This is a genomic window from Type-A symbiont of Plautia stali, assembly GCF_059731155.1.
On the sequence record NZ_AP035891.1, the window covers coordinates 2,048,579 to 2,070,498 of the forward strand.

Here is a 21,920-nt window from a genome sequence, read left to right on the forward strand (position 1 = left end):
AATAAAATAACAGTTAAATCGATATTCAGATCCAGAACATCGAGTAACGCTTATCTCTATAAAGCTCTGCTCAGGGCTTTATCTTTCCTTGCTAACAGCAGCCATTACGCCGGTTTGTATAGCGCCTGGCGGCTGGACCCTACGGCTTTACGGCCTGCCGCAGGTATGCGGCGAGATTTTGCTGCACACCGTAGCCATAGGATATGCCTGATTGCGCTATAACGCTTTCACATAGACATAATATGTGTCTGATCATGGCTTTTTTAGCGTCAAAAGGACATCACTGTGTCTGAAATTGGCTTACAGAAGCTGCCAGCCGCTGTAGTAGACCAATATTTAATTTTCGCAATGTAAGGATTAACGCCTAAATGATGAACAACTGTGTCTGTTACTGACCGAAAATGACATATAAATTAGGCCAGCAAATCTACCAACCTATTTTTTTTATGCAGTTTAAACCCAATCTGATTTCACTCCTACGCCATTTAGTGCACGATCCATCAATCATCTGAATCCTGAAGATTGCAGAGTTTACATATCTTATACGGCACTATTTGCTAAAGTGCCGGTCGTAATAACTACAGTTGTACCGCACCGGGAACCATGGACCGACTTCTTCGCGCGTTACATTCACTCCTGACATGAAGGCGCTATGAAGAAAACCAGGCAGTTCTGTTCCAAACTTTTGCATCCCCGCTACTGGTTTACCTGGTTCGGGCTGGCAGTGCTCTGGCTGCTGGTGCAGCTCCCCTATCCTTTATTAATCCGGCTGGGTGCGACGGCGGGCCGGCTATCACGCCACTTACTGAAGCGGCGCGAACGCATCACGCGGCGTAACATCGAACTCTGCTTCCCGCACATTAATGAAGACGAGAAAGAGATGATGATTGCCGGCAATTTTGAGTCGCTGGGCATGGCGCTGGCGGAAACCGGCATCGCCTGGTTCTGGTCCGATGCGCGCGTGCGACAGCTGTTTCAGGTGCACGGCATCGCCAATCTTCAGCTGGCGCAGAGCCAGCAGCGCGGCGTGATGGTGATTGGCGTGCACTTTATGTCGCTGGAGCTGGGCGGCCGTATCACCGGACTGTGCCAGCCGATGATGGCGATGTATCGCCCGCACAATAATCAGGCGATGGAGTGGGCGCAGACCAAAGGGCGCATGCGATCCAATAAAGCAATGATTGATCGACGCGATCTGCGCGGCATGGTACAGGCGCTGAAACAGGGCGAAGCCGTCTGGTTCGCGCCGGATCAGGACTACGGTCCGAAAGGCAGCGTGTTTGCTCCACTGTTCGCAGTCGAGAAAGTTGCCACCACCAATGGCACCTTTGTGCTGTCGCGGCTGGCGAAACCGGCGATGCTGACCATCGTGCTGATTCGTAATGCGCACAAAGACGGCTATCAGCTGATCATTCAGCCGCAGCTGGAAAATTACCCGCATGATGATGAAGCGGCCGCCGCGGCGTACATGAATCGGGTGATTGAGAAAGAAATTCTGCGCGCGCCTGAGCAATATCTGTGGCTGCATCGCCGCTTTAAAACCCGTCCGCCTGGCGAAGCTTCACTTTACGTCTAACCGGCGCTCGTGAATGATAGTCCGCACCAAGACATAACCTGCGGACTATTATAATGGAACCCCCCAATACAGCAGGCTGGCTGCGACCGCTGCACGCCGACCGGCTCACACCCTACCTGGAAATTGATGCTGCGCGTCTGCAGCGTAACCTGCAACTGATGCAACAGAAAGCCGATGCCGCCGGCGTCGCGCTGCGTCCCCATATTAAAACCCATAAAAGCGTCTGGATCGCTGAGCAGCAGCGCCAGCTGGGTGCGCGCGGCATTACCGTGTCGAAACCGAGCGAAGGCGTGGCTTTTGTGCACGGCGGGGCACGCGATGTGCTGCTGGCCTATCCGGTGGTGCACGCCGCCGCGCTGACCGAACTGTTGCAGCTGGCGGCACAGCATCAGGCACGCATTACCTGCATCGCAGACTGCGCGGCTGGTGTGAGCGCCATTGTCGCCGCCCATCATCAGCAGCCGGACTGCGCGCTGGCGATCGCCATTAAAGTGGATGTGGGTCTGCATCGCGTTGGCGTCGATCCGCATAGCGATAGCGCGCTGACGCTGGCGCAGCAGATTGTCGCCAGCGGATTGCCCTTCGCCGGGCTGATCTCGCATGCAGGTCATGCGTACGCTGCGGGTCATGCCACGGCGATAGCTGAGGTGGCGCAGCAGGAGATCGCGCTAATGCGTGACCTGCAGCGGCGGCTGCTGGATGCCGACTTTGCCCCTTGTCCCGTCTCGGTTGGCTCCACGCCCACGGCGCTGGCGGCACCGGTAGCCGCCGGCAGCGATGAAATTCGTCCCGGCAATTATGCCCTGCTGGATCTCACCGCCTGCCGTCTGGGCTTGTGTGATGCGGATGCGCTGGCGTTAACGGTCGTGACGCGCGTGGTGGCCGTTAATCCTTATTACGCCGTTATTGATGCCGGATCCAAAATGCTGAGCTCGGATAAAGGCCCGCACGGCACCAATGCCAGCGGTTTCGGCATCGCGGTGGACGAGCATGGCCATCACTATGAAGTGCAGAAGTTGTCGGAAGAGCACGGCTTTTTAACCTATGGCGAACATGCGCCTGCGGTTGGCGCCCTGCTGCGCATCTTCCCTAACCACAGCTGCGCGGTGGTGGCGCAATCCGATCGCTTCGTGCTGCGTCAGGCCGACGGCAGCGCCGAACTGCATGACATTCAGGGGCGCGGCCGTTTTATCTGACAGAAAACGCTGTTGCAGCACACTTCCGTCACCGGGCCGTTTGCAGTCCGGTGACCTTCAGTTAAGGTGACAGGCGATGTTTCAGGTTTAATTTGTCGTTTACCTGCCCCGCGGAGGCTCCATGCTGCCATCTCAGACAGTGACGCTCACCATTCCCCGTAACTGGTTAGATCTGTACGAAACCATCTGGAAACCCGAATGTTTTGCGAAGTGGGCCAGCGGCCTGAGCAGCAGCACGCTGACGAAGGAAGGCCAGTACTGGAAAGCGAAAGGCCCCGAAGGCACGGTGAAGATTCGTTTTACCCCCTATAACCCGTTTGGCGTGATGGATCACTGGATCGACACCGGCAGTGGTAAAGAGGTTTATATGCCGATGCGGGTCATTGCCAACGAGCAGGGGGCCGAAGTCGTCATGGTGGTTTATCGTCAGCCGCTGATGTCTGACGAGAAGTTCGCCGGGGATGTTGCTTGGGTAAAACGCGATCTTGAGCGCCTCCTGCATCTGTTAACCCATTAGAATCAATGCATTATCCTACCAGCTGCCCTTTATCCTGCGCTGGACGTAATCGCTAAAAAGCGGCATTTTTTTCGCGCAGCGGTGTTTAACTGTTTCACCGTGCGCAAAGCGCATTTTCGCACCATTCACCAGTCTGGCTAAAGCGTCGTAACCGGGGAAATTCTTGGTCGTGCCGGGCTGGCGATAGCTGAGTGCTTCTGATTTATCACTGTTTTTTCCTGTGCGCTGACTTGTTCAACTTTGCCGCGCCATAAAAGGTGAGAAATGACAAATAAATTGTAAAGACCAGAACTTATATATTCACATCCATATTCTGAAACCATTTATTCCTGAAGTCTATTTATAGGAGTTTTCTTATGGTGTTAATTTAAATAAAACACGATATAACTCCTTCACACACAGCAGTACTTAATAATAAAAACAGCAGCGACATAACATGGATCGCTCAACCTATCCTTTGTTATCTGAAAAAGAATTTGTTGAGATTGCCAGACGGATACTGGCCGGGAAATATAATAATGCAAAAGGATTTAATAACGATCTCGCGGATTTCCTCCTGACCGGAGGAGATACCGCGCAGACGCCACAACGATTACGCGCCAGGGGCATCATTTTATCATCAGAGCATCACTTAATTAACAACATCGCGACGTGGCCGGCACTGAAAGGTATCTCAGGGCTGCGACAGGAAGCGCTGCATTGATGTGATCTGTACTCTGGGCCGCCGCCCGGGTGAACCCTTAATTGCACTGGTACATGTACCATAATGAGCAGAGTATGGCGATACGCGAAAGAAATCTGGCCAGCGCCAAATGGTCAGTGTTGTCATCAATAAAAATCGTTGGCATTGGGGTATTACAGCTTTCACTGCTGGCGCAAATCCTGCAGGCAAATGAGCTCAATTTGCTCGCGATTGCCATCGTGATATTATTAGTGATTGATACACTAGCCGATCGCGGCTTTGGTAACGCACTTATTCGCTATCAAAGTTTAAATAACAGCGAACTCTCGACGCTTTACTGGAGTAATGTATTAAGCGGTTTATTTATTTTTGCCGTGCTGTTTATCGGCAGTGACATTTACAGCCGAATAATGGGACAGCCGGAACTGGCAATTATGCTGGAGATGATTTCCGTTATCTTTATTATTATTCCGCAGGGGCAGCACTATCGCGCCATCCTGCAACGGGAAAAACAATTTACGCGCATTGCCTTTACGGAAACGTCTTCCGTGCTGGCAGGGCTGGCGGTCACGCTGTTTACCGTGTGGCTGACGCCGTCAGTGCTGTGCGCCATCTGGGGTTACCTAGCGATGGTTTCCATCAGAATGCTGATCTACTGCTACTATGGGCGTCCCTGGTTCCAGCCGGAATACCGTTTTAGCCTGAAAGCTTTCGCCGCAGTGCAAGCAAGAAACGGATAATAACAACAAGTCTGTATGGTGGGCTCTGGGCATCTGCAAGATGCGTTCGCGTGCTGGTTACCAGCACGCTTTTTTCTTTTTATGCTTCCAGTAACTCTTCCAGCGAATGATAAGCCAGCTCGCTCAGCTTGCCATTGCGGTGCAGGCGCAGCCATCCCACCAGCATGCGCAGCTCGTCAATTACCATAAACAGATCGGCCATGTCGTTTTTGCTTTTCACCTGCAGGCGGGTTAGCGCATTCAGCTTGTGTGCATTCACCGTTTTATGGCTGATACCGAGCCGGTTACCAATCTGCTCCGTGTTGTAGCCCCACGCCATCATCAGCAGCACCCGCAGCTGCCGGTCCGGTAGCAGAATGTCAGCCCCCTCCTGCAACTGCGGCACCTCGCCAGCGATACAGGCCAGCAGGCAATGGCACAGCGCGGTGTGTGAGGATTTTAAATCGAGGACGCTAAGTCCGGGCAGATAACGACTGAGGGCGTGCATCATTGGCAACAGGCGTCGCGTCAGCACCAGCACCTGCATAACCGGAAACTGCTGCTGCAGCGCATACAGCACTTTGAAGGTGCCACTCAGCGGCATATTCTCGTGAAAGATAAACACCAGCAACCGGGGTCGCAGCTTTTCACACTGCGAGATGACGGTACTGAGCGACCAGAGCTCATGCACCCGGCAGCCTACAGGTAATGCCGTCAGCAGGCTTTCCAGCCCGAGTGCCGCCAGCTTATCGGAGGAGTAATAGAGGATGTCTTCGCTGTGTTTTTTCATGCCTGTCCAGAGTTGCTGCACGTCGCGCCCGTAAATGATGAGCCTGAATGAGCAGGCATTAATCAGGTACGACACATCATCGGCGAAACTTAAATCAGGGCCGATCCGCCGTCTCGCATCATTTTTATTGATGCGAAAACACCGGCTGATAACTGCAGTTCCTCTGTAACAAGCCCATCAGCAGGCTCGCCATCAAGATGGCTAATCCGGAAACATTTTTTTAGAAAATCTCAGTGGTCTACACTCTGGGAAATCTTTAGCCTTGCCGCCAGTTTACTGGAGTGCTCTATGTTATTAACCGTCCTGTACATCATTGGTATTACCGCCGAAGCAATGACCGGTGCGCTGGCGGCAGGCCGACGCAAAATGGATCTGTTCGGCGTCATTATTATTGCGTCAGTCACGGCGATCGGCGGCGGCTCGGTGCGCGATATTCTGCTGGGCCACTATCCGCTCGGCTGGGTGAAACACCCAGAATACATCATGATTGTCGCGGCGGCGGCCGTGGTCACCACCTTTGTCGCGCCGCTGATGAATCATCTGCGTAAAGTGTTTCTGGTGCTGGATGCGCTGGGTCTGGTGGTGTTCTCGATTATCGGCGCGCAGGTTGCGCTGGATTCCGGCCATGCGGCGATTATCGCCGCCATCGCCGCAGTCATAACCGGCGTTTTTGGCGGCGTGCTGCGCGATATGTTCTGCAACCGCATTCCGCTGGTATTCCAGAAAGAGCTGTATGCCAGTATCGCTTTTGCTTCCGGCTGGATGTATATCCTGCTGCTGAAAACACCGCTGGCGCATGAAGTGGTGGTGATCATCACGCTACTGTTCGGCTTCTTCGCCCGTCTGCTGGCGCTGCGCTTCCGCCTCGGTCTGCCGATTTTCAACTACCCCCACCCCGAGCACTGACGGCTGCGCCGGGATATTCTGCTGCTGCAGAAAGTGAATCAGCGACTGCAGGCGCGCATCCTGCAGCATCGCCACCAGCCGCTGTGCCAAGACGTTGCCGATACCCGGCAACTGCTGCCAGCTGTCGGCTGAACGCGCCAGCAGCTGCGACCACTGCGTATCGGGCAACGCCTGTAGTGCCGTGCGCGGCAGCGGTAAGCCCAGCGCGCTGATCCAGCGGCGCAGCGGCTGCTAGCGCGTCAGGTTAAAGCGATGCCAGATCTGCCGGGCGCGTACGGTGGAGATGCCCTGCGCCTGCGCAATCTGTTCTGGCGTGAGCGCCAGCCAGGAGAACAGGTGGCTGATGCTGCCGCCGTCCAGCAGGCGCTGCCAGCTACGGCGCTGCATGCCAGCAATATCCAGCACCGACTTATGACTCAGCCAGCTAAGGCGCGACAGAAACTGCGCGCGACACCCTGCGCTGAAATGCAGGCAGCTCAGCGGATTGAATGCGTCGTCCTGCGGCGGCGGCGGATAGTCCCGCTGCGCCACGCGCCAGATCACCCGTTCCAGCCGCGGAATACTCAGCCCGGCCAGCGACAGCGTGACCTGATCGCCGGCGATCACATCCCACTGCTTCCAGCAACGCTGCAAGCCCAGATTGACCCGCCGGACGGTTTTATCCTCCAGCTGCACCGGCTGCAGATTCAGCACCACGGCAATTTTGCCGGTGCGTCCGACGTTGAAATCCACGGACAGCACCTCGCTGCTGACTTCGGCGGGCTGATGTTTCCACGCGGCCGACCAGCTGCCCTGCCCGGGCTGCCAGTCGCGCCCGACGCGCTGCGGTGATTGATGAATCACCACACCATCTGTGACAAAAGGCAGCGGCTGGCGATACCAGCGCTCACGCCAGGCCACAACCTCTTCTTCATTACTGACCTAGCGGCTCCACTGCTGCGTCAGGGCAAAGCCCCACTGCGTAAGCTGCGCCAGCCGCGCCTGCATCATCGGCGGCCCATCCTGCCATGCCCAGATAAACACGCCAATGCGCGACAGCAGCGGACTGGCTTCGTGCCGCATCATGGCTCCCACCACCTGGGCGCGCGCATTCTGACCGCCGTCGCGCGCCTGCTGGTGATCGGTCATCGTCAGGAACAGTTCACCCTGCAACACCACTTCCGCACGGTCGGTCGCGATATGCCGCGGGATCGCCGGAATGTGCGGTGCTTTCGCCAGCCACTGTTCACTGCGCAGTCCGTCGCCCCGGCTGATCAGGGCCGCCAGTTCGCCGTGGCGATACACCAGTGTCACCGCCACGCCATCGACTTTCGGCTGCACCCATAGCGCCGGTTTATCCTGCATCCAGTAGGCCACCGCCAGCTTGTCACGCAGCTTGCGCACGCCGGTATGCGCCACCGGATGCAGCGTGCTGCCGTCGGTGCTGAGCTGTGCCGCATAGCCGGGCAACGCCGGCGAGAAGCAGCGCTGCCACTGCTGTAAGCGCTGCTGCAGGCTGTCGTAATCGGCATCGCTTACCGGGCTTTGCCCCTGACGGTAATAGGCATCATCCCAGTGGCGCAGCTGGTTGTGCAGCACGGCCATCCCCCTGTTCTGCGCGCACCGGTGACCAGTTGGGACAGATCGCCATCCCATTCGCACATCCTGCCAGCAACATCGCACACAGCCATCTCCATCCTTTCATCGTCGCCTCCTTTTTTGCTGATTGCAACGTGCCGCGGTGAGTGACACCAGCGTAAAAAAGCCGATTGTGGAGCGAGGCTGACGGGTTTTTGTGCGAATTGCAGAAAGTTGCGCTGCTGCTGGAGGGCGCGCACAGAAAAAGAATTGCCGCGTGCGGGCTGCAAACGCTGCGTGCTGCGCTTAAGCCGTGTATACTGTGCAGGAAATCGACTCCGCTCTTTACTCAATTCAAGATAACCATGGCTCAAGGCACGCTCTATATTGTTTCCGCCCCCAGCGGCGCAGGTAAATCCAGCCTGATTCAGGCGCTGTTAAAGACACAACCGCTGTACGATACGCAGGTGTCTGTTTCTCATACCACCCGCGGCATGCGCCCCGGCGAAGCGCATGGTGAACACTACTTTTTCGTCTCAAAGCCTGAATTCGAACGCATGATCGCCGAGGATGCTTTCCTTGAGCATGCGGAAGTGTTTGGCAATTATTACGGCACCTCACGTGCGGCGATTGAGCAGGTGCTGGCGACCGGCGTTGACGTGTTTCTCGACATTGACTGGCAGGGCGCGCAACAGATTCGCCAGAAAATGCCGGCCGCCCGCAGCATCTTTGTTCTACCGCCGTCCACCGAAGAGCTGGATCGCCGCCTGCGCGGCCGCGGTCAGGACAGCGAAGAGGTGATTGCCCGCCGCATGGCGCAGGCAGTGGCAGAAATGAGCCACTATGCCGAATACGATTATTTGATTGTTAATGATGATTTCGATCTGGCGCTGTCGGATCTGAAAACCATTATTCGCGCAGAACGTCTGCGTATGGGTCGCCAGAAAGCGCGACATGATGCTTTAATCAGCAAACTATTGGCAGTCTGAAGTCACTTTCAGTATTATGCCCAGTCATTTCTTCATCATCTGTGGAGTAGCACACCTATTATGGCACGCGTAACCGTTCAGGACGCAGTAGAGAAAGTTGGTAACCGTTTTGACTTGGTGTTGGTCGCTGCACGTCGTGCACGTCAGATGCAGGTAGGCGGCAAAGATCCGCTGGTTCCGGAAGAGAACGATAAAGCCACCGTTATCGCCCTGCGCGAAATAGAAGAAGACCTGATCACCAACCAGATTCTGGATGTCCGTGATCGTCAGGAACAGCAAGAGCAGGAAGCCGCTGAGTTACAAGCCGTTACCGCTATCGCTGAAGGTCGTCGTTAACAGCACTCTGCAGGTCAACCTTGTATCTGTTTGAAAGCCTCAATCAGCTGATTGAAAAATACTTGCCTGAGGAGCAAATCAAGCGCCTCAAGCAAGCTTACCTTGTCGCACGTGATGCCCACGAGGGCCAGACACGCTCCAGCGGCGAACCCTATATCACCCATCCCGTTGCGGTTGCCTGCATTCTGGCCGAGATGAAGCTCGACCACGAAACGCTGATGGCGGCGCTGCTGCATGATGTGATTGAGGATACGCCCGCCACCTATCAGGACATGGAACAGCTGTTCGGAAAAAGCGTGGCCGAGCTGGTGGAAGGCGTTTCCAAGCTCGATAAGCTGAAATTCCGCGACAAGAAAGAAGCGCAGGCTGAAAACTTCCGCAAAATGATCATGGCGATGGTGCAGGACATTCGCGTCATCCTGATCAAACTGGCTGACCGCACGCACAACATGCGCACGCTGGGCGCGCTGCGTCTGGATAAAAAACGGCGCATCGCGCTGGAAACGCTGGAGATTTACAGTCCTCTGGCGCACCGCCTCGGTATTCATCACCTGAAAACGGAACTGGAAGAGCTCGGCTTTGAAGCGCTTTATCCAAACCGTTTCCGCGTGATTAAAGAGGTGGTGAAAGCGGCGCACGGTAACCGTAAAGAGATGGTTCAGAAGATCCTGTCGGAAATCGACGGGCGTCTGCAGGAGGTCGGCATTCCCTGCCGCGTCAGCGGACGTGAAAAGCATCTCTATTCGATCTACCGCAAAATGCACCTGAAAGAGCAGCGATTTCACTCGATCATGGATATTTATGCCTTTCGCGTCATCGTGAAAGACCTCGATACCTGCTATCGCGTGCTCGGTCAGATGCACAGCCTGTACAAACCGCGTCCCGGACGCGTGAAAGATTACATCGCCATTCCCAAAGCCAACGGCTATCAGTCACTGCACACCTCCATGATCGGCCCGCACGGCGTGCCGGTTGAGGTGCAAATCCGTACCGAAGATATGGATCATATGGCGGAGATGGGGGTGGCGGCCCACTGGGCTTATAAAGAAGCTGGCGAAAGCGGTACCACCGCGCAAATTCGCGCCCAGCGCTGGCTGCAAAGTCTGCTGGAGCTGCAGCAGAGCGCTGGCAGCTCGTTTGAATTCATCGAAAGCGTAAAATCCGATCTGTTCCCGGATGAGATCTACGTGTTTACGCCGGAAGGCCGTATAGTCGAACTGCCCGCCGGCGCCACGCCGGTGGATTTCGCCTATGCGGTGCACACCGATATCGGTCACGCCTGCGTCGGTGCGCGCGTCGATTGCCAGCCGTATCCGCTGTCGCAGGCGCTGACCAGCGGCCAGACGATTGAAATCATTACTGCACCTGGCGCCCGGCCAAATGCCGCGTGGCTCAACTTTGTGGTGAGCTCAAAAGCGCGTGCCAAAATTCGCCAGTTGCTGAAAAACCTCAAGCGCGAAGATTCCGTTAACCTCGGTCGTCGTCCGCTGAGCCACGCACTCGGCAGCAGCAAAAAGCTGGCCGAAATTCCGGCGGAGAATATTCAGCAGGAGCTGGAGCGTATGAAGCTCTCCAGCATCGACGATCTGCTGGCGGAGATTGGCCTCGGCAATGCCATGAGCGTGGTGGTGGCGAAGAACCTGCTGCAATCCGGTAGCGAACCGTCTTCTGGCAGCAGCAAGCGCAGTAAAAAGCTGCCGATCAAAGGCGCTGATGGCGTGCTGATTACCTTCGCCAAGTGCTGCCGTCCGATCCCTAGCGACCCGATTGTCGCGCACGTCAGCCCCGGTAAAGGTCTGGTGGTGCATCACGAATCCTGCCGTAACATTCGCGGCTACCAGAAAGAACCGGAAAAATTCATGCCGGTTGAATGGGATAAAGTGACCGATCAGGAGTTTGTCGCCGAGATTAAGGTGGATATGTTTAACCACCAGGGCGCGCTGGCCAACCTGACCGCGGCAATCAATACCGCAGGTTCGAATATTCAAAGCCTCAATACCGAAGAGCGTGACGGCCGCGTTTACAGCGCCTTCATCCGCCTCACCGCGAACGATCGCGTCCATCTGGCCAATATCATGCGTAAAATCCGCGTGATGCCGGACGTGATTAAAGTTCACCGTAACCGTAATTAGTGCATGAACGCTCAACGTTTTGCTCGTATCCAAGAGATGCTGGCCATGCGCCAGCACGATCTCACCGTCTGCATGGAGCAGGTGCATAAGCCGCACAATGTCTCTGCGGTGATCCGCACCGCCGACGCCGTCGGCATCCACGAAGTTCACGCGGTATGGCCCAGCGTGCGTATGCGCACCATGGTATCCGCGTCGGCGGGCAGTAACAGTTGGGTGAAGGTGAAAACCCATCGCCACATTGCTGATGCGGTGCGCCATCTGAAAGATCGCGGTATGCAGGTGCTGGCGACCCATCTGTCAGACAAAGCGGTTGATTTCCGCGAGATCGATTACACCAAACCGACCTGTATTTTGATGGGCAAGGAGAAAACCGGCATCACCGCTGAAGCGCTGGCGCTGGCCGACCGCGATATCATCATTCCGATAGTCGGTATGGTGCAGTCGCTGAATGTCTCCGTGGCCTCCGCGCTGATTCTGTATGAAGCCCAGCGCCAGCGGCAAAACTCCGGCATGTATCGCCGCCAGCACAGCCTGCTGGACGAGGATGAGCAGCAGCGCCTGCTGTTTGAGGGCGGTTATCCGGTGCTGGCGCGCGTGGCGAAGCAGAAAGGCCTGCCCTATCCGCACATCAACGCGCAGGGCGAAGTCGAAGCCGATGCCGTCTGGTGGGCCACCATGCAAGCGACGGGTAAAAAATGAAAGGCCGTCTGCTGGATGCCATTCCGCTCAGTACCCTGACCGGCGTCGGCGCCAGCCAGGCGAGTAAGCTGGCGAAACTCGGCCTGTTTACCATTCAGGATCTGCTGCTGCACCTGCCGCTGCGCTACGAAGATCGCACCCAGCTGTACAAAATTAACGATCTGCTGCCCGGCATCTGGGCGACGGTGGAAGGTGAAGTGCTGCACAGCGAAATCACCTTTGGCCGCCGCCGCATGCTGGTATGCCAGATCAGCGACGGCAGCGGCGTGCTGACGATGCGCTTCTTCAATTTCAACGCTTGCATGAAAAACAGCCTGGCACCGGGCCGTCGCGTCACCGCTTATGGCGAGATCAAACGCGGCCAGCGCGGCGCTGAAATCATTCATCCGGAGTATCGCGTCCAGGGCGAGCTGGGTGGCGTTGAGCTGCAGAAAACCCTGACGCCGGTCTATCCCACCACCGAAGGTATTCGCCAGGCCACGCTGCGCAATCTCACCGATCAGGCGCTGACGCTGCTGGAGAGCTGCCCGATTGCCGAACTGCTGCCGCCGGAATTGAGCGGCGGTCTGATCAGCCTGCCAGAGGCGCTGCGCACCCTGCACCGGCCGCCGCCGGACCTGCGCCTGAGCGAGCTGGAAACCGGCCGTCATCCGGCGCAGAAGCGTCTGATTCTCGAAGAGCTGCTGGCGCACAATCTCAGCATGCTGGCGGTACGCGCCGGCGCGCAGCGTCATCACGCCCTGCCCATGCCGGCACGCCACGAACTGGTGGATAAGCTGCTGGCTGCACTGCCTTTCTCACCCACCGCGGCGCAGCGGCGCGTGGTGGCAGAGATTGAGCGCGATCTGGCGCACGACTTCCCGATGATGCGCCTGGTGCAGGGTGATGTCGGCTCCGGTAAAACGCTGGTGGCTGCCCTAGCGGCGCTGAACGTGATCGCCTGGGGCAAACAGGTGACGCTGATGGCCCCCACCGAACTGCTGGCTGAACAGCACGCCAGTAATTTCCGCCAGTGGTTTGCGCCGCTTGGCGTAGAGGTTGGCTGGCTGGCCGGAAAGCAGAAAAGGAAAGCGCGCGAAGCGCAGCAGGAGGCGATTGCCAGCGGTCAGGTGGCGATGGTGGTGGGCACGCATGCGCTGTTCCAAGAACAGGTGAAGTTTAACGGCATGGCGCTGGTGATCATTGATGAGCAGCACCGTTTCGGCGTGCATCAGCGGCTGGCGCTGTGGGAAAAAGGCGAGGAGCAGGGTTTTCATCCGCATCAGCTAATCATGACCGCTACCCCGATTCCGCGCACCCTAGCGATGACGGCCTACGCCGATCTCAATACCTCAACCATTGACGAGCTGCCGCCGGGCCGTACGCCGGTGACCACGGTGGCAATTCCCGATACCCGCCGCAGCGACATCATCACCCGGGTACAAAGCGCCTGCCACGAGGGCCGTCAAGCCTATTGGGTGTGTACGCTGATCGATGAATCCGACGTGCTGGAAGTGCAGGCGGCGGAAGCCACCTGGCAGGAGCTGAAAGTGGCGCTGCCGGACCTGCAAGTCGGTCTGGTTCACGGGCGTATGAAGCCCGCGGAGAAACAGGCGGTAATGGCGGCGTTCAAGGCCAACGAAATCCAGCTGCTGGTGGCTACCACGGTCATTGAGGTCGGCGTGGATGTGCCCAACGCCAGCCTGATGATCATCGAAAACCCGGAACGACTTGGTCTGGCACAGCTGCATCAGCTGCGCGGACGCGTTGGCCGCAGTGCCGTAGCCTCACACTGTGTGCTGCTCTACAAAGCGCCGCTGAGTAAAACCGCGCAGAAACGCCTGCAGGTGCTGCGCGACAGTAACGACGGTTTTGTCATCGCCCAGCACGATCTGGAGATTCGCGGTCCGGGTGAACTGCTCGGCACGCGCCAGACCGGCAACGCCGAGTTTAAAGTTGCCGATTTACTGCGCGATCAAAGCATGATTCCGGAAGTTCAGCGCGTGGCGCGCCATATCCACCAGCATTATCCCGAACAGGCTCAGGCACTGATCGAGCGCTGGCTGCCGGAAACCGAGCGCTACAGCCACGCTTAATCCACCTGCAGCTGACGATCCACCGCCATAAAATCCCCGACGAAGCGCTGTAACAGGCGCGTTAACTCAGCGCGCTCTTCGGTTGACCAGCCAGCGAATAGCTGCTGATAGATTTGGGTGCGCGCCGCGTCGATTTTGTCCGTCATCGCTTTTCCCGCCGCCGTGATCACCGCCTCATTCACCCGCTTGTCTCTGGCATTTTTCTGCCGCTGCGCCAGCCCCAGCTCTTCCAGCTTCGCCACCTGGCGGCTGACGGTGGTGTAATCACGCCCGGCGCGATCCAGCTGGATACCGGACTCTTTTATCAAAAATTCATCACGTTGCGGACGAGTAAAGGTCCCGACAATCATCAGCAGCGCGTTGTGCAAATCATCGAAGCCAGCGTTATTATGTGTATTTTGCACGCTTTTCATTGACGTCATCCCAGAGCAGGCCTAATCTGAAAAGATTCCCATTGCGACCGTTATAACGTACTGTATAGGGGAAATTTACTGCTCTCACCTGTACCCGGAGCCTTCGTCAGCACACTGTTTGTTTATGAGCCATTTTTAATACCGGAAGCGGCAGTTATTGCCGGATAATAAGGCGACAAATTATTAAGCAAATTGATTCAAACCCATTATGCTAATGCTCTCATCCGAGGATACGGATGTTTCGTCGAAGTTCTCCGGGTACGTGATACAACATGAGGTACATAATGAAAGAACGGCCGATTCTTTTTTCCGAACAGCGGGTTCGCGCCCTGCTGGTTGGCCAGCAAACTCAGACCCGGCGCATTATGAAAACTCAGGCGTTTGGCCCGGGACAGGATCATCATGAAGGCGTACACGCGTTTGATGTCAGCGCTAATCATCTGCATGGCTACAAGCTAATGTCGATGGCGGACATTGGCGCCCAGTGCCCGTTTGGCCAGGTCGGCGATCGCCTGTGGGTGCGTGAAACCTGGCGGGGTCCGATTGTGCCTGAGGCGCAGCTGGCGGAATACGAGCGCGATCCGCTGCCGTTCCACAATCCGGCATTTTGCCAGTATCGCGCCGACAGCCATGAACTTGGACAACAGGAAGAAAATCAGCAGGTCGCCGAGCAGTTTGGTTGGCAGACCGCCATCCATACGCCGCGCTGGGCCAGCCGCATCGATCTGAAAATAACTGCGGTACGCGCGGAGAAAACTCAGGACATCAGCGAAGACGACATCATGGCGGAAGGCGTGCAGACCGATTCGCACTTCCTCAATAATTTCTTCACTATGAACATGAATTCCGAATCGCCGAAAGAAGCTTACCGCAAGGCGTGGCAGAAGCAGTACGGCGCCACCAGCTGGGAGGTGAATCCCTGGGTTTGGGTCATCGCATTCCAGCGTGTGGAGCGTGAAGGCTAACCGTTTGCCCTCTTCCGTACGGAAGAGGGCGTCGTCTTTTGCGCGATTCAGTGAATCACCAGCACGTGCCCCCTCGCCTGCGGCACAGCGCGCACCCTTTCCCACCTTGCCAGTTTGCAATCCCTGTCACAGACAAATCCGCCGCTAACAGGTTGAATAAGCGGCTTTGATTCCACGCTGGCAATTTATCGTCTGCCGCGTCAGGATATGATTTCCGCCCTGCAGAGTGAGTGACGCAATGATCAAATGGCCGTGGCGTGCACAAAAAGATGCTGCCGTGACTGCCCTGCCTTGGCAACAGGCGCTGGGGCAGACGATCTTTTCTCTGCTGAGCAGCGACGAACAGCAGGCGCTGGCACAACGCTTCCTGCTTCAGGGGCTGGAACTCAGCGAACTGCGCTTGGCTCGCCTGTCGTTACTGTTTTGCCTGCCGGTATTTAAAGCTGGGTCTGGAATGGCTCGACGGCTTCCACGAAGTGCTGATCTACCCGGAGCCGTTCAGCGTTGACGATCGCTGGGAGGACGACAGCGGCCTAGTGCACCACGCACCGGCCGTGCATGCCGGCCAGAGCTGGACGCAGGGACCGGTGGTGCTGAACGCGCTGGACATCCAGGACTCATACGATCTCTCTGGTTACAACCTGCTGATCCACGAAGTGGCGCACAAGCTCGACGCGCGCGGCAGCGGTTACACCAGCGGCATCCCGGCCATCGCGCTGCGCGATGTGGCCAGCTGGGAAAAAGATTTACTGCAGGCGATGGCCGAGATTGAAGCGGAAGTGGAGCTGGTGGGTGAACAGGCCGCGACCCTCGATCCCTATGCCGCCAGCGATCCGGCGGAATGTTTTGCCGTGCTGTCGGAGTACTTTTTCAGCGCTCCCGACCTGCTCGCCAGCCGTTTTCCGGCCATGTATCGCCATCTGCAACAGTTTTACCATCAGGATCCGCTGGCGCGTCTGGCGCAACAGGCACCGGAATCTGCTTAAATCACGATCGCTTTGCCGTTTTGCTAGCCAGTTGAATACAAATGTGTTTTTAGCGGTTGACACCCACCGGGGCTGCCATTAATATTCGCCTCGTTCCAACGATTCCTCTGTAGTTCAGTCGGTAGAACGGCGGACTGTTAATCCGTATGTCACTGGTTCGAGTCCAGTCAGAGGAGCCAGATTAAAAGAAGCCCGCTCAGGGAAACCTGAGCGGGCTTTTTGTTATTGCGTGACGGCTAAACTTCCGTCCAGCCGCGCAGCAGGTTGTGGTACATATTCAGCAGCGACAGCAGTTCTTCGCTGTCACCGTAGCGCGCTTTCAGGCTCTGAATGTTGCGGTCCAGTTCAAACAGTATCGCGCGCTGCTTATCATCGCGCACCATCGACTGAATCAATAAAAACGAGGCGACCCGCGCGCCGCGCGTGACCGGCGTGACGCAGTGCAGGCTGCTGGAGGGATAAAGCACTAGGTCGCCCGCCGGCAGTTTTACGCGGTGCTGACCGTAAGTATCCTCGATCACCAGTTCCCCGCCCTCGTAGCTGTCAGGTTCACACAGAAACAGCGTGGCGGAAAGATCGGTACGCATCCAGCCGGCCGCACCATTGTGGCGTACCGCACCATCAACATGAAAACCGTAGGTTTCCCCCTGCTGATAACGGTTGAACAGCGGCGCAGAAAGCGTGCGCGGCAGCGCGGCGGCAAAGAATAGCGGATGGCTATTCAGTGCCTGAAGCACTGCAGCCTGCAGCCGATCGTAGAGTGGCGTGCCGGTGTCAATCTGCTGGTTATTTTTTACGGTCGCGCCCTGGCTGCCGACCGTCGCCCGTCCGTCAACCCAGTCAGCCTGCTGCAGCTGTGCGGTAAAGTGCGCCAGCTGTTCAGCGTTTAGCACGGCAGGAATGTGATACATCATCGCGGAGTTCTCGCCATTAAGCGTGGAGCGCGAACGCTCCACGGTTGACCATCAGAAATGCACGTTAGCCGTCAACAGGAAGGTGCGCGGCTCGCCCGGATGATAGCGGTAGCCACTCTTGTTGATCGATGCCACATAGTTGGTATCAAACAGCTTATACACGTTGAGCTGCAGGTCGAGGTTATTGTTGACCTTATACCCGAGCTTCGCGTCGGCCACCCAGTAGCCTTCGGTGTGATCCGGCGTGCCCACGGCCCCATAACTGCCGCGACGCAGGCTGCCAACGTAACGTGCGCCCGCTCCCACCGACAGTGCATCAGTGGCCTGATAGTTGGTCCACAGCGTAAAGGCGTGCTTCGGCGTGTAGGCCAGGGCAGATGAACCATCCTGCGCCACGCTGGCACCCTCACGCACCGAAGCGTGCTGCATGGTATAACCGGCAATGATTTCCCAGTCTGGCGTTATGTTGCCGGTTGCTGAGAGTTCATAGCCTTCTACGCGCTTCTTGCCGGTTTGCGAGTAAGTGCCGTCATCGTTGGCATCGACCTCATTTTCGATATCGGTGCGGAACAGTGCGGCGTTCAGCAGCAGTCGCTTGTCCAGCACCTGCCACTTGGTCCCCACTTCGCTGGATTTGGCCTTCTGCGGTTTAAAATCGGTGCGGTTGGCACTGTTGCCGCTGCCACCCGCCGCCAGCGCGAAGCTGCTGCCACCTGGCGGCTGCTGGGAGATGGCGTAGTTCACATACAGGTTACCCTGTTCGGTCAGACGATAGAGCGCCCCCGCTTTCCCGTTCACTAGATTGCCGGATTTCGCCGTGTCCACCGTGGTCACCGGCGTATTGCGCGTCACGCCCGCCGGACAAGCCAGCGCGCCGCGTCCGGTGCCGCCACAGGCCGTCGCGCTGTCGTACTCGGTATGATAATTGTCGAGACGAATGCCGCCGTTCAGCTCAAAGTCAGAGGTAATCGCCAGCGTATCAAACGCATAGATGCCAAACGTGTCAGTCTGCCCGTTAGCGTTCGCACCGTTGCGGTCCAGACCGCCAATCGAAATGCTGCTGATGGGATGGTAGATATTCACCGCAGGTGGGGTCAGCGCGTTGACGCCATAGGTGGTCTGGTTTTCACGCGTGAATTCTACGCCCGCACTCACATCATGCCCGACAGAACCGGTGGCAAATTTCGAGGTGATATTGGTCTGGTTGGTGAGAATACGGTTGCTGATATCTTTGGTGTTTGCCAGGCGCGACCAGCGCCAGCTGCCAACATCGTTCGGGTTGGGTGCAGTAATGTTACTGGCTCCGCCCATTACCGCCGTCAGCAGATACTCCTGCGTCACCCGCGACCAGCGCGTGGTGTTGCGCAGCGTGGTGTTATCGCTCAAATCGTGTTCAAAGCGCAGCGTGGCACTGTCGGTGGTCAATTTGTCGAAATCAGAATCGGTACCGTAGTAGTTGCTGGTGGCGACCTTGCCGGAATTGTTTAGCGCAGCATACGCGGCAGACGGTGCCGAATAGCCGGGCAGGCCAACGGCCGGAATACCGCCGTCCGGTGTGTTGTTCTGGTGGACGTGCAAATAGTTGACGTACAGCCCCAGCGCCAGCGAAGGCGCGACGCCATAACGCTCGTTCTGGATGTTGTAACGCGCCGCATCATGGGTTTTCTCACCCATCAGGTTAAGGCGAAACGCCGTATTGTCGTTGATTGCCTAGTTGTAATCGAGGTGCCGCGGCGCATCCACGCGCTGCCGGCGCTGACTGACGCGTCAAGGCCGGTATCCAGCCGCGGTTGTTTGCTGATCATATTGATCGAGCCGGATGGCGCGCTGCGACAATAGTCGGTGCCGGAAGGCCCTTCGATCACTTCCACCTGCTGCGTGTTGAAGGTATCGCGCGTGACGCTGGCGATGTCGCGAATGCCATCTACGTAAATGCTGTTGGAGGTATCGACACCGCGCATGTACACCGCATCGCCGGTGGTTGAGCTACCGTTTTCCCCGGCATAAAACGCCCCGACGCCCGGCACGTTTTTCAGCGCGTCGGTCAGATTAGTGACGCCCTGATCTTTGATGACCTGATACGGAATCACCGTCATGGTGCGGGTGGTATCCACCAGCGGACGGGTAAATTTGGGATCGGCCGAGGCATTCGGCGCGTACAGCGAAGGCGTGCGCGCTTCAACCACTAACGTATCATCAGATTTTTTGCCGGAGTTATCGGCACCCAGCGCCGCAGCCGGCGAAATATTAATACAAAGCCCGGTGAACAGGGTCAGCAAATTGAAGCTACCAAACGGCAGCTGGCGATTTTTATCCATGTTAAAAGGCGAGTTTCTTATCGTTATTAACGCACTCATTGTCTTAACCGCACATGCCATTCAGGCATACTACTGAATCAACACGGTTTTCCCAGACAACACATAAATAATAACGCCAATAGTTATCATTTACCTTTATATTCTTACACGCACGCTGCCGCTTGGGAATACTTTTCTTTACGTTAAAATTACGAAATCAATACAATTGAACAAACCGGCGGGAAGTTACGGCAATTTTTTCATCAGGCGGGAAAACAGCATAAAAAAACCCGCTCGGCGTGAGCGGGTTTTTGGTCTGGCGTGCACAGTTCATTCCAGTAGCAATAGCGCATGCGCTGGTGGCGGCGGTTATCGCTCATAGTAGCGATACACTGAAGGATGAAACTCCACGCCGTACAGCTGGCTGATCGGGGTCGAATTCGCGCCCGTCAGGGGTGGCGGCTTTGCTGGCTGCCAGACGCGCCAGCCACTGCTGCAGGATCTTCTTCATTGTCAGCTTCTCCATAAAAGGTTAACGCTGACAGTAAACCCCAGCCCGGACGCGGAACCAAACGACAAGTTATGCGTTGGATTACTGCATTTTGCATATCAGGGTGGCAAAGGTGGCTGCGCGGTCCGGAATTATGGTTAAGGTCACCCTGAAGGGCGACCCTACTGGCCATTGCTCTTCGCCAGCATTTTGCGGTAATTATTCAGCCATTTGCCGCTGGTTAAGCGCCACCAGAAACAGATACCGCGCACCGTCCAGTCGAGGAACATGCCGAGCCAGACGCCAATCCCCCCCATGCCCAGCAGATAACCGGCCACCACGCGCGCGCCCCACATACTGAACATCGACACATACATGGTGTACCGCGCGTCGCGCGCGCCCTTCAGCCCGGCCGGCAGCACCCAGGAGGCGGTCCAGATAGGCATAAAGGCGGCATTCAGCCAGATCAGGTGTTTAGTCACCTCAATCACCTGCGGATCGCGGATATAAAATTGCGCCAGCGTGCCGGCCAGGGGCACGGTGATAAACGCCAGCGTGCACAACCCAATCATCGCCAGCCAGAATACGTGCTTGATCTGCCGCTCCGCCTGCATCACCTGATTTTTCCCCAAGCGCCTGCCGTTGATAATGGTCGACGCGGAACCCAGCGCGTTGCCCGGCAGGTTGATCAGCGTGGCGATGGAGAAGGCAATAAAATTACCGGCGATCTCATTGGTGCCCATGCCGGCGACAAAAATCTGCGTCAGCAGTTTGCCGCCGTTAAACAGCACTGATTCGATACTGGCCGGTACGCCAATCCCCAGCACTTCCATCAGGATGTTGCGATCCCAGCGGCGGAAATAGCTGGCCGGAGTGATTTTCAGCGCCGGACTGATGCCGCGATACAGCACGTAAATGGCCGCCGCCGCGCCGATATAGCGTGAAATGGTTAATCCCAGCCCGGCACCAACAAATCCCATCCCTTCCCAGCCGAGCGCACCGTAAATCAGCACGCTACTGATGATGATATTCAGGATTATTCATGCCGCCGTTAATCAGCATCGGAATTTTAGTGTTGCCGGCACCGCGCAACGCGCCGCTGCCTATCAGTGCAATCGCCGCCGCCGGATAGCTCCACGCTGAGGTTTGCAGATAGCTGAGCGCCAGTTCTTTTACCTGCGGCTCGGCGTTGCCGGCAATCACGTCAACGATCAGATGTCCCCAGAACTCGATGGCGATGACCAGCACAAACGCCAGCACCGTCATCAATCCAAGCGACTGCCGCGTCGCCGCACGCGCACGCTTGCCGTTGCGTTTGGCCAGGCTGAATGCCACCACCACCGTGGTACCGAGATCGATGGTGGCAAAAAAGGAGATGATCACCATATTAAAGCTGTCGGCCAGCCCAACGCCCGCCATCGCCTCTTTGCCCAGCCAGCTCACCAGAAAGGTACTGAGCACCCCCATCAGCATCACGCACAGGTTCTCAATAAAGATGGGCACCGCCAGTGGGGTGATTTCACGCCACAACAGCGTGCGGTAAGCACGGAGTTTAGGATACCACGCCGTGTTTCTGATCGCCCGCATTACTGCTACGCCAAGATTTTGCAAGGGAGTACCAAATCACTTTGGTTAAGAAGTAGAGTAATAATGATGATAGGCTGCTAACGATTATGCAAAG

General features: G+C 56.7%; 16 protein-coding genes, 1 tRNA gene and 4 pseudogenes. 14 read left to right on the forward strand and 7 right to left on the reverse strand.

Annotation, left to right across the window (positions count from 1 at the left end; translation table 11 throughout):
• Positions 1–652: 652 nt before the first annotated feature.
• The 5 genes from lpxP (at position 653) to AC6I8M_RS11025 (ending at position 4,711) form a co-directional block, all read left to right on the forward strand.
• A complete protein-coding gene (gene lpxP / locus AC6I8M_RS11005) occupies positions 653–1,576 on the forward strand; it encodes a kdo(2)-lipid IV(A) palmitoleoyltransferase (RefSeq protein ID WP_010616888.1) in 924 nt (307 codons plus the stop codon).
• A gap of 53 nt (positions 1,577–1,629) precedes the next feature.
• A complete protein-coding gene (locus AC6I8M_RS11010) occupies positions 1,630–2,772 on the forward strand; it encodes an alanine racemase (RefSeq protein ID WP_153005957.1) in 1,143 nt (380 codons plus the stop codon).
• Between the two features lie 121 nt (positions 2,773–2,893).
• Positions 2,894–3,289, forward strand: a complete 396-nt coding sequence (locus tag AC6I8M_RS11015; protein ID WP_058948887.1) for a hypothetical protein — start codon at positions 2,894–2,896, stop codon at positions 3,287–3,289.
• A 436-nt stretch (positions 3,290–3,725) separates the two neighbouring features.
• Positions 3,726–3,992, forward strand: a complete 267-nt coding sequence (locus AC6I8M_RS11020; RefSeq protein WP_010616887.1) for a hypothetical protein — start codon at positions 3,726–3,728, stop codon at positions 3,990–3,992.
• 74 nt (positions 3,993–4,066) lie between these two features.
• Entirely contained in the window at positions 4,067–4,711 is a 645-nt protein-coding gene (locus AC6I8M_RS11025) for an oligosaccharide flippase family protein (protein WP_010616886.1), read from the forward strand.
• Between the two features lie 79 nt (positions 4,712–4,790).
• Here AC6I8M_RS11025 and AC6I8M_RS11030 read toward each other — a convergent pair whose 3' ends face one another.
• A complete protein-coding gene (locus AC6I8M_RS11030) occupies positions 4,791–5,480 on the reverse strand; it encodes a response regulator transcription factor (RefSeq protein ID WP_010616885.1) in 690 nt (229 codons plus the stop codon).
• Positions 5,481–5,768: 288 nt separating this feature from the next.
• Here AC6I8M_RS11030 and AC6I8M_RS11035 point away from each other — a divergent pair, with 288 nt between their 5' ends.
• The gene (locus AC6I8M_RS11035) at positions 5,769–6,386 is read left to right on the forward strand and encodes a trimeric intracellular cation channel family protein (RefSeq protein WP_010616884.1); all 618 of its coding nucleotides are present in this window, start codon (positions 5,769–5,771) and stop codon (positions 6,384–6,386) included.
• Here AC6I8M_RS11035 and ligB read toward each other — a convergent pair.
• Positions 6,300–8,070: pseudogene (ligB, locus tag AC6I8M_RS11040) on the reverse strand (NAD-dependent DNA ligase LigB). The gene AC6I8M_RS11035 and the pseudogene ligB sit on opposite strands and share 87 nt — an antisense overlap.
• 238 nt (positions 8,071–8,308) lie before the next feature.
• Here ligB and gmk point away from each other — a divergent pair.
• Genes gmk through recG form a run of 5 tightly spaced genes read left to right on the forward strand, consistent with a single transcriptional unit; the run spans position 8,309 to position 14,174 of the window.
• Positions 8,309–8,932, forward strand: coding sequence for a guanylate kinase (gene gmk, locus AC6I8M_RS11045; protein ID WP_010616882.1), 624 nt, complete (start codon positions 8,309–8,311; stop codon positions 8,930–8,932).
• 60 nt (positions 8,933–8,992) lie between these two features.
• Positions 8,993–9,268: a DNA-directed RNA polymerase subunit omega gene (rpoZ, locus tag AC6I8M_RS11050; protein ID WP_010616881.1), complete on the forward strand. Its 276-nt coding sequence runs from the start codon at positions 8,993–8,995 to the stop codon at positions 9,266–9,268.
• Positions 9,269–9,288: 20 nt separating this feature from the next.
• On the forward strand, positions 9,289–11,400 hold the full coding sequence (gene spoT, locus AC6I8M_RS11055; protein WP_010616880.1) for a bifunctional GTP diphosphokinase/guanosine-3',5'-bis pyrophosphate 3'-pyrophosphohydrolase: 2,112 nt from the start codon (positions 9,289–9,291) through the stop codon (positions 11,398–11,400).
• A 3-nt stretch (positions 11,401–11,403) separates the two neighbouring features.
• Positions 11,404–12,099, forward strand: coding sequence for a tRNA (guanosine(18)-2'-O)-methyltransferase TrmH (gene trmH, locus AC6I8M_RS11060; RefSeq protein WP_058948886.1), 696 nt, complete (start codon positions 11,404–11,406; stop codon positions 12,097–12,099).
• Positions 12,096–14,174, forward strand: coding sequence for an ATP-dependent DNA helicase RecG (gene recG / locus AC6I8M_RS11065; protein ID WP_010616878.1), 2,079 nt, complete (start codon positions 12,096–12,098; stop codon positions 14,172–14,174). Before trmH ends, recG begins: the two co-directional genes overlap by 4 nt.
• Here the strand turns inward: recG and AC6I8M_RS11070 are convergent.
• Positions 14,171–14,587, reverse strand: coding sequence for a MarR family winged helix-turn-helix transcriptional regulator (locus AC6I8M_RS11070; RefSeq protein ID WP_498013373.1), 417 nt, complete (start codon positions 14,585–14,587; stop codon positions 14,171–14,173). The genes recG and AC6I8M_RS11070 overlap by 4 nt on opposite strands.
• 284 nt (positions 14,588–14,871) lie before the next feature.
• Between AC6I8M_RS11070 and AC6I8M_RS11075 the strand changes: the two genes are divergently transcribed.
• The 3 genes and pseudogenes from AC6I8M_RS11075 (at position 14,872) to AC6I8M_RS11085 (ending at position 16,717) form a co-directional block, all read left to right on the forward strand.
• Positions 14,872–15,552 carry an ASCH domain-containing protein gene (locus tag AC6I8M_RS11075; protein ID WP_010616876.1) on the forward strand — a complete coding sequence of 227 codons (681 nt, stop codon included), beginning with the start codon at positions 14,872–14,874 and terminating at the stop codon, positions 15,550–15,552.
• A gap of 238 nt (positions 15,553–15,790) precedes the next feature.
• Positions 15,791–16,538 (forward strand): annotated as a pseudogene (gene mtfA / locus AC6I8M_RS11080) (DgsA anti-repressor MtfA).
• A gap of 103 nt (positions 16,539–16,641) precedes the next feature.
• A tRNA-Asn gene (locus AC6I8M_RS11085) sits at positions 16,642–16,717 on the forward strand.
• Between the two features lie 57 nt (positions 16,718–16,774).
• Here the strand turns inward: AC6I8M_RS11085 and ybiX are convergent.
• From ybiX to AC6I8M_RS11105, 4 genes and pseudogenes are all read right to left on the reverse strand, one after another.
• Complete coding sequence (gene ybiX / locus AC6I8M_RS11090) at positions 16,775–17,452, reverse strand: PKHD-type hydroxylase YbiX (protein WP_010618239.1); 678 nt, start codon at positions 17,450–17,452, stop codon at positions 16,775–16,777.
• 51 nt (positions 17,453–17,503) lie between these two features.
• Positions 17,504–19,770 (reverse strand): annotated as a pseudogene (locus AC6I8M_RS11095) (catecholate siderophore receptor Fiu).
• A 355-nt stretch (positions 19,771–20,125) separates the two neighbouring features.
• Entirely contained in the window at positions 20,126–20,260 is a 135-nt protein-coding gene (locus AC6I8M_RS11100) for a hypothetical protein (RefSeq protein WP_318285202.1), read from the reverse strand.
• Between the two features lie 161 nt (positions 20,261–20,421).
• A pseudogene (locus AC6I8M_RS11105) lies at positions 20,422–21,826 on the reverse strand (EmmdR/YeeO family multidrug/toxin efflux MATE transporter).
• Positions 21,827–21,920 lie beyond the last annotated feature (94 nt).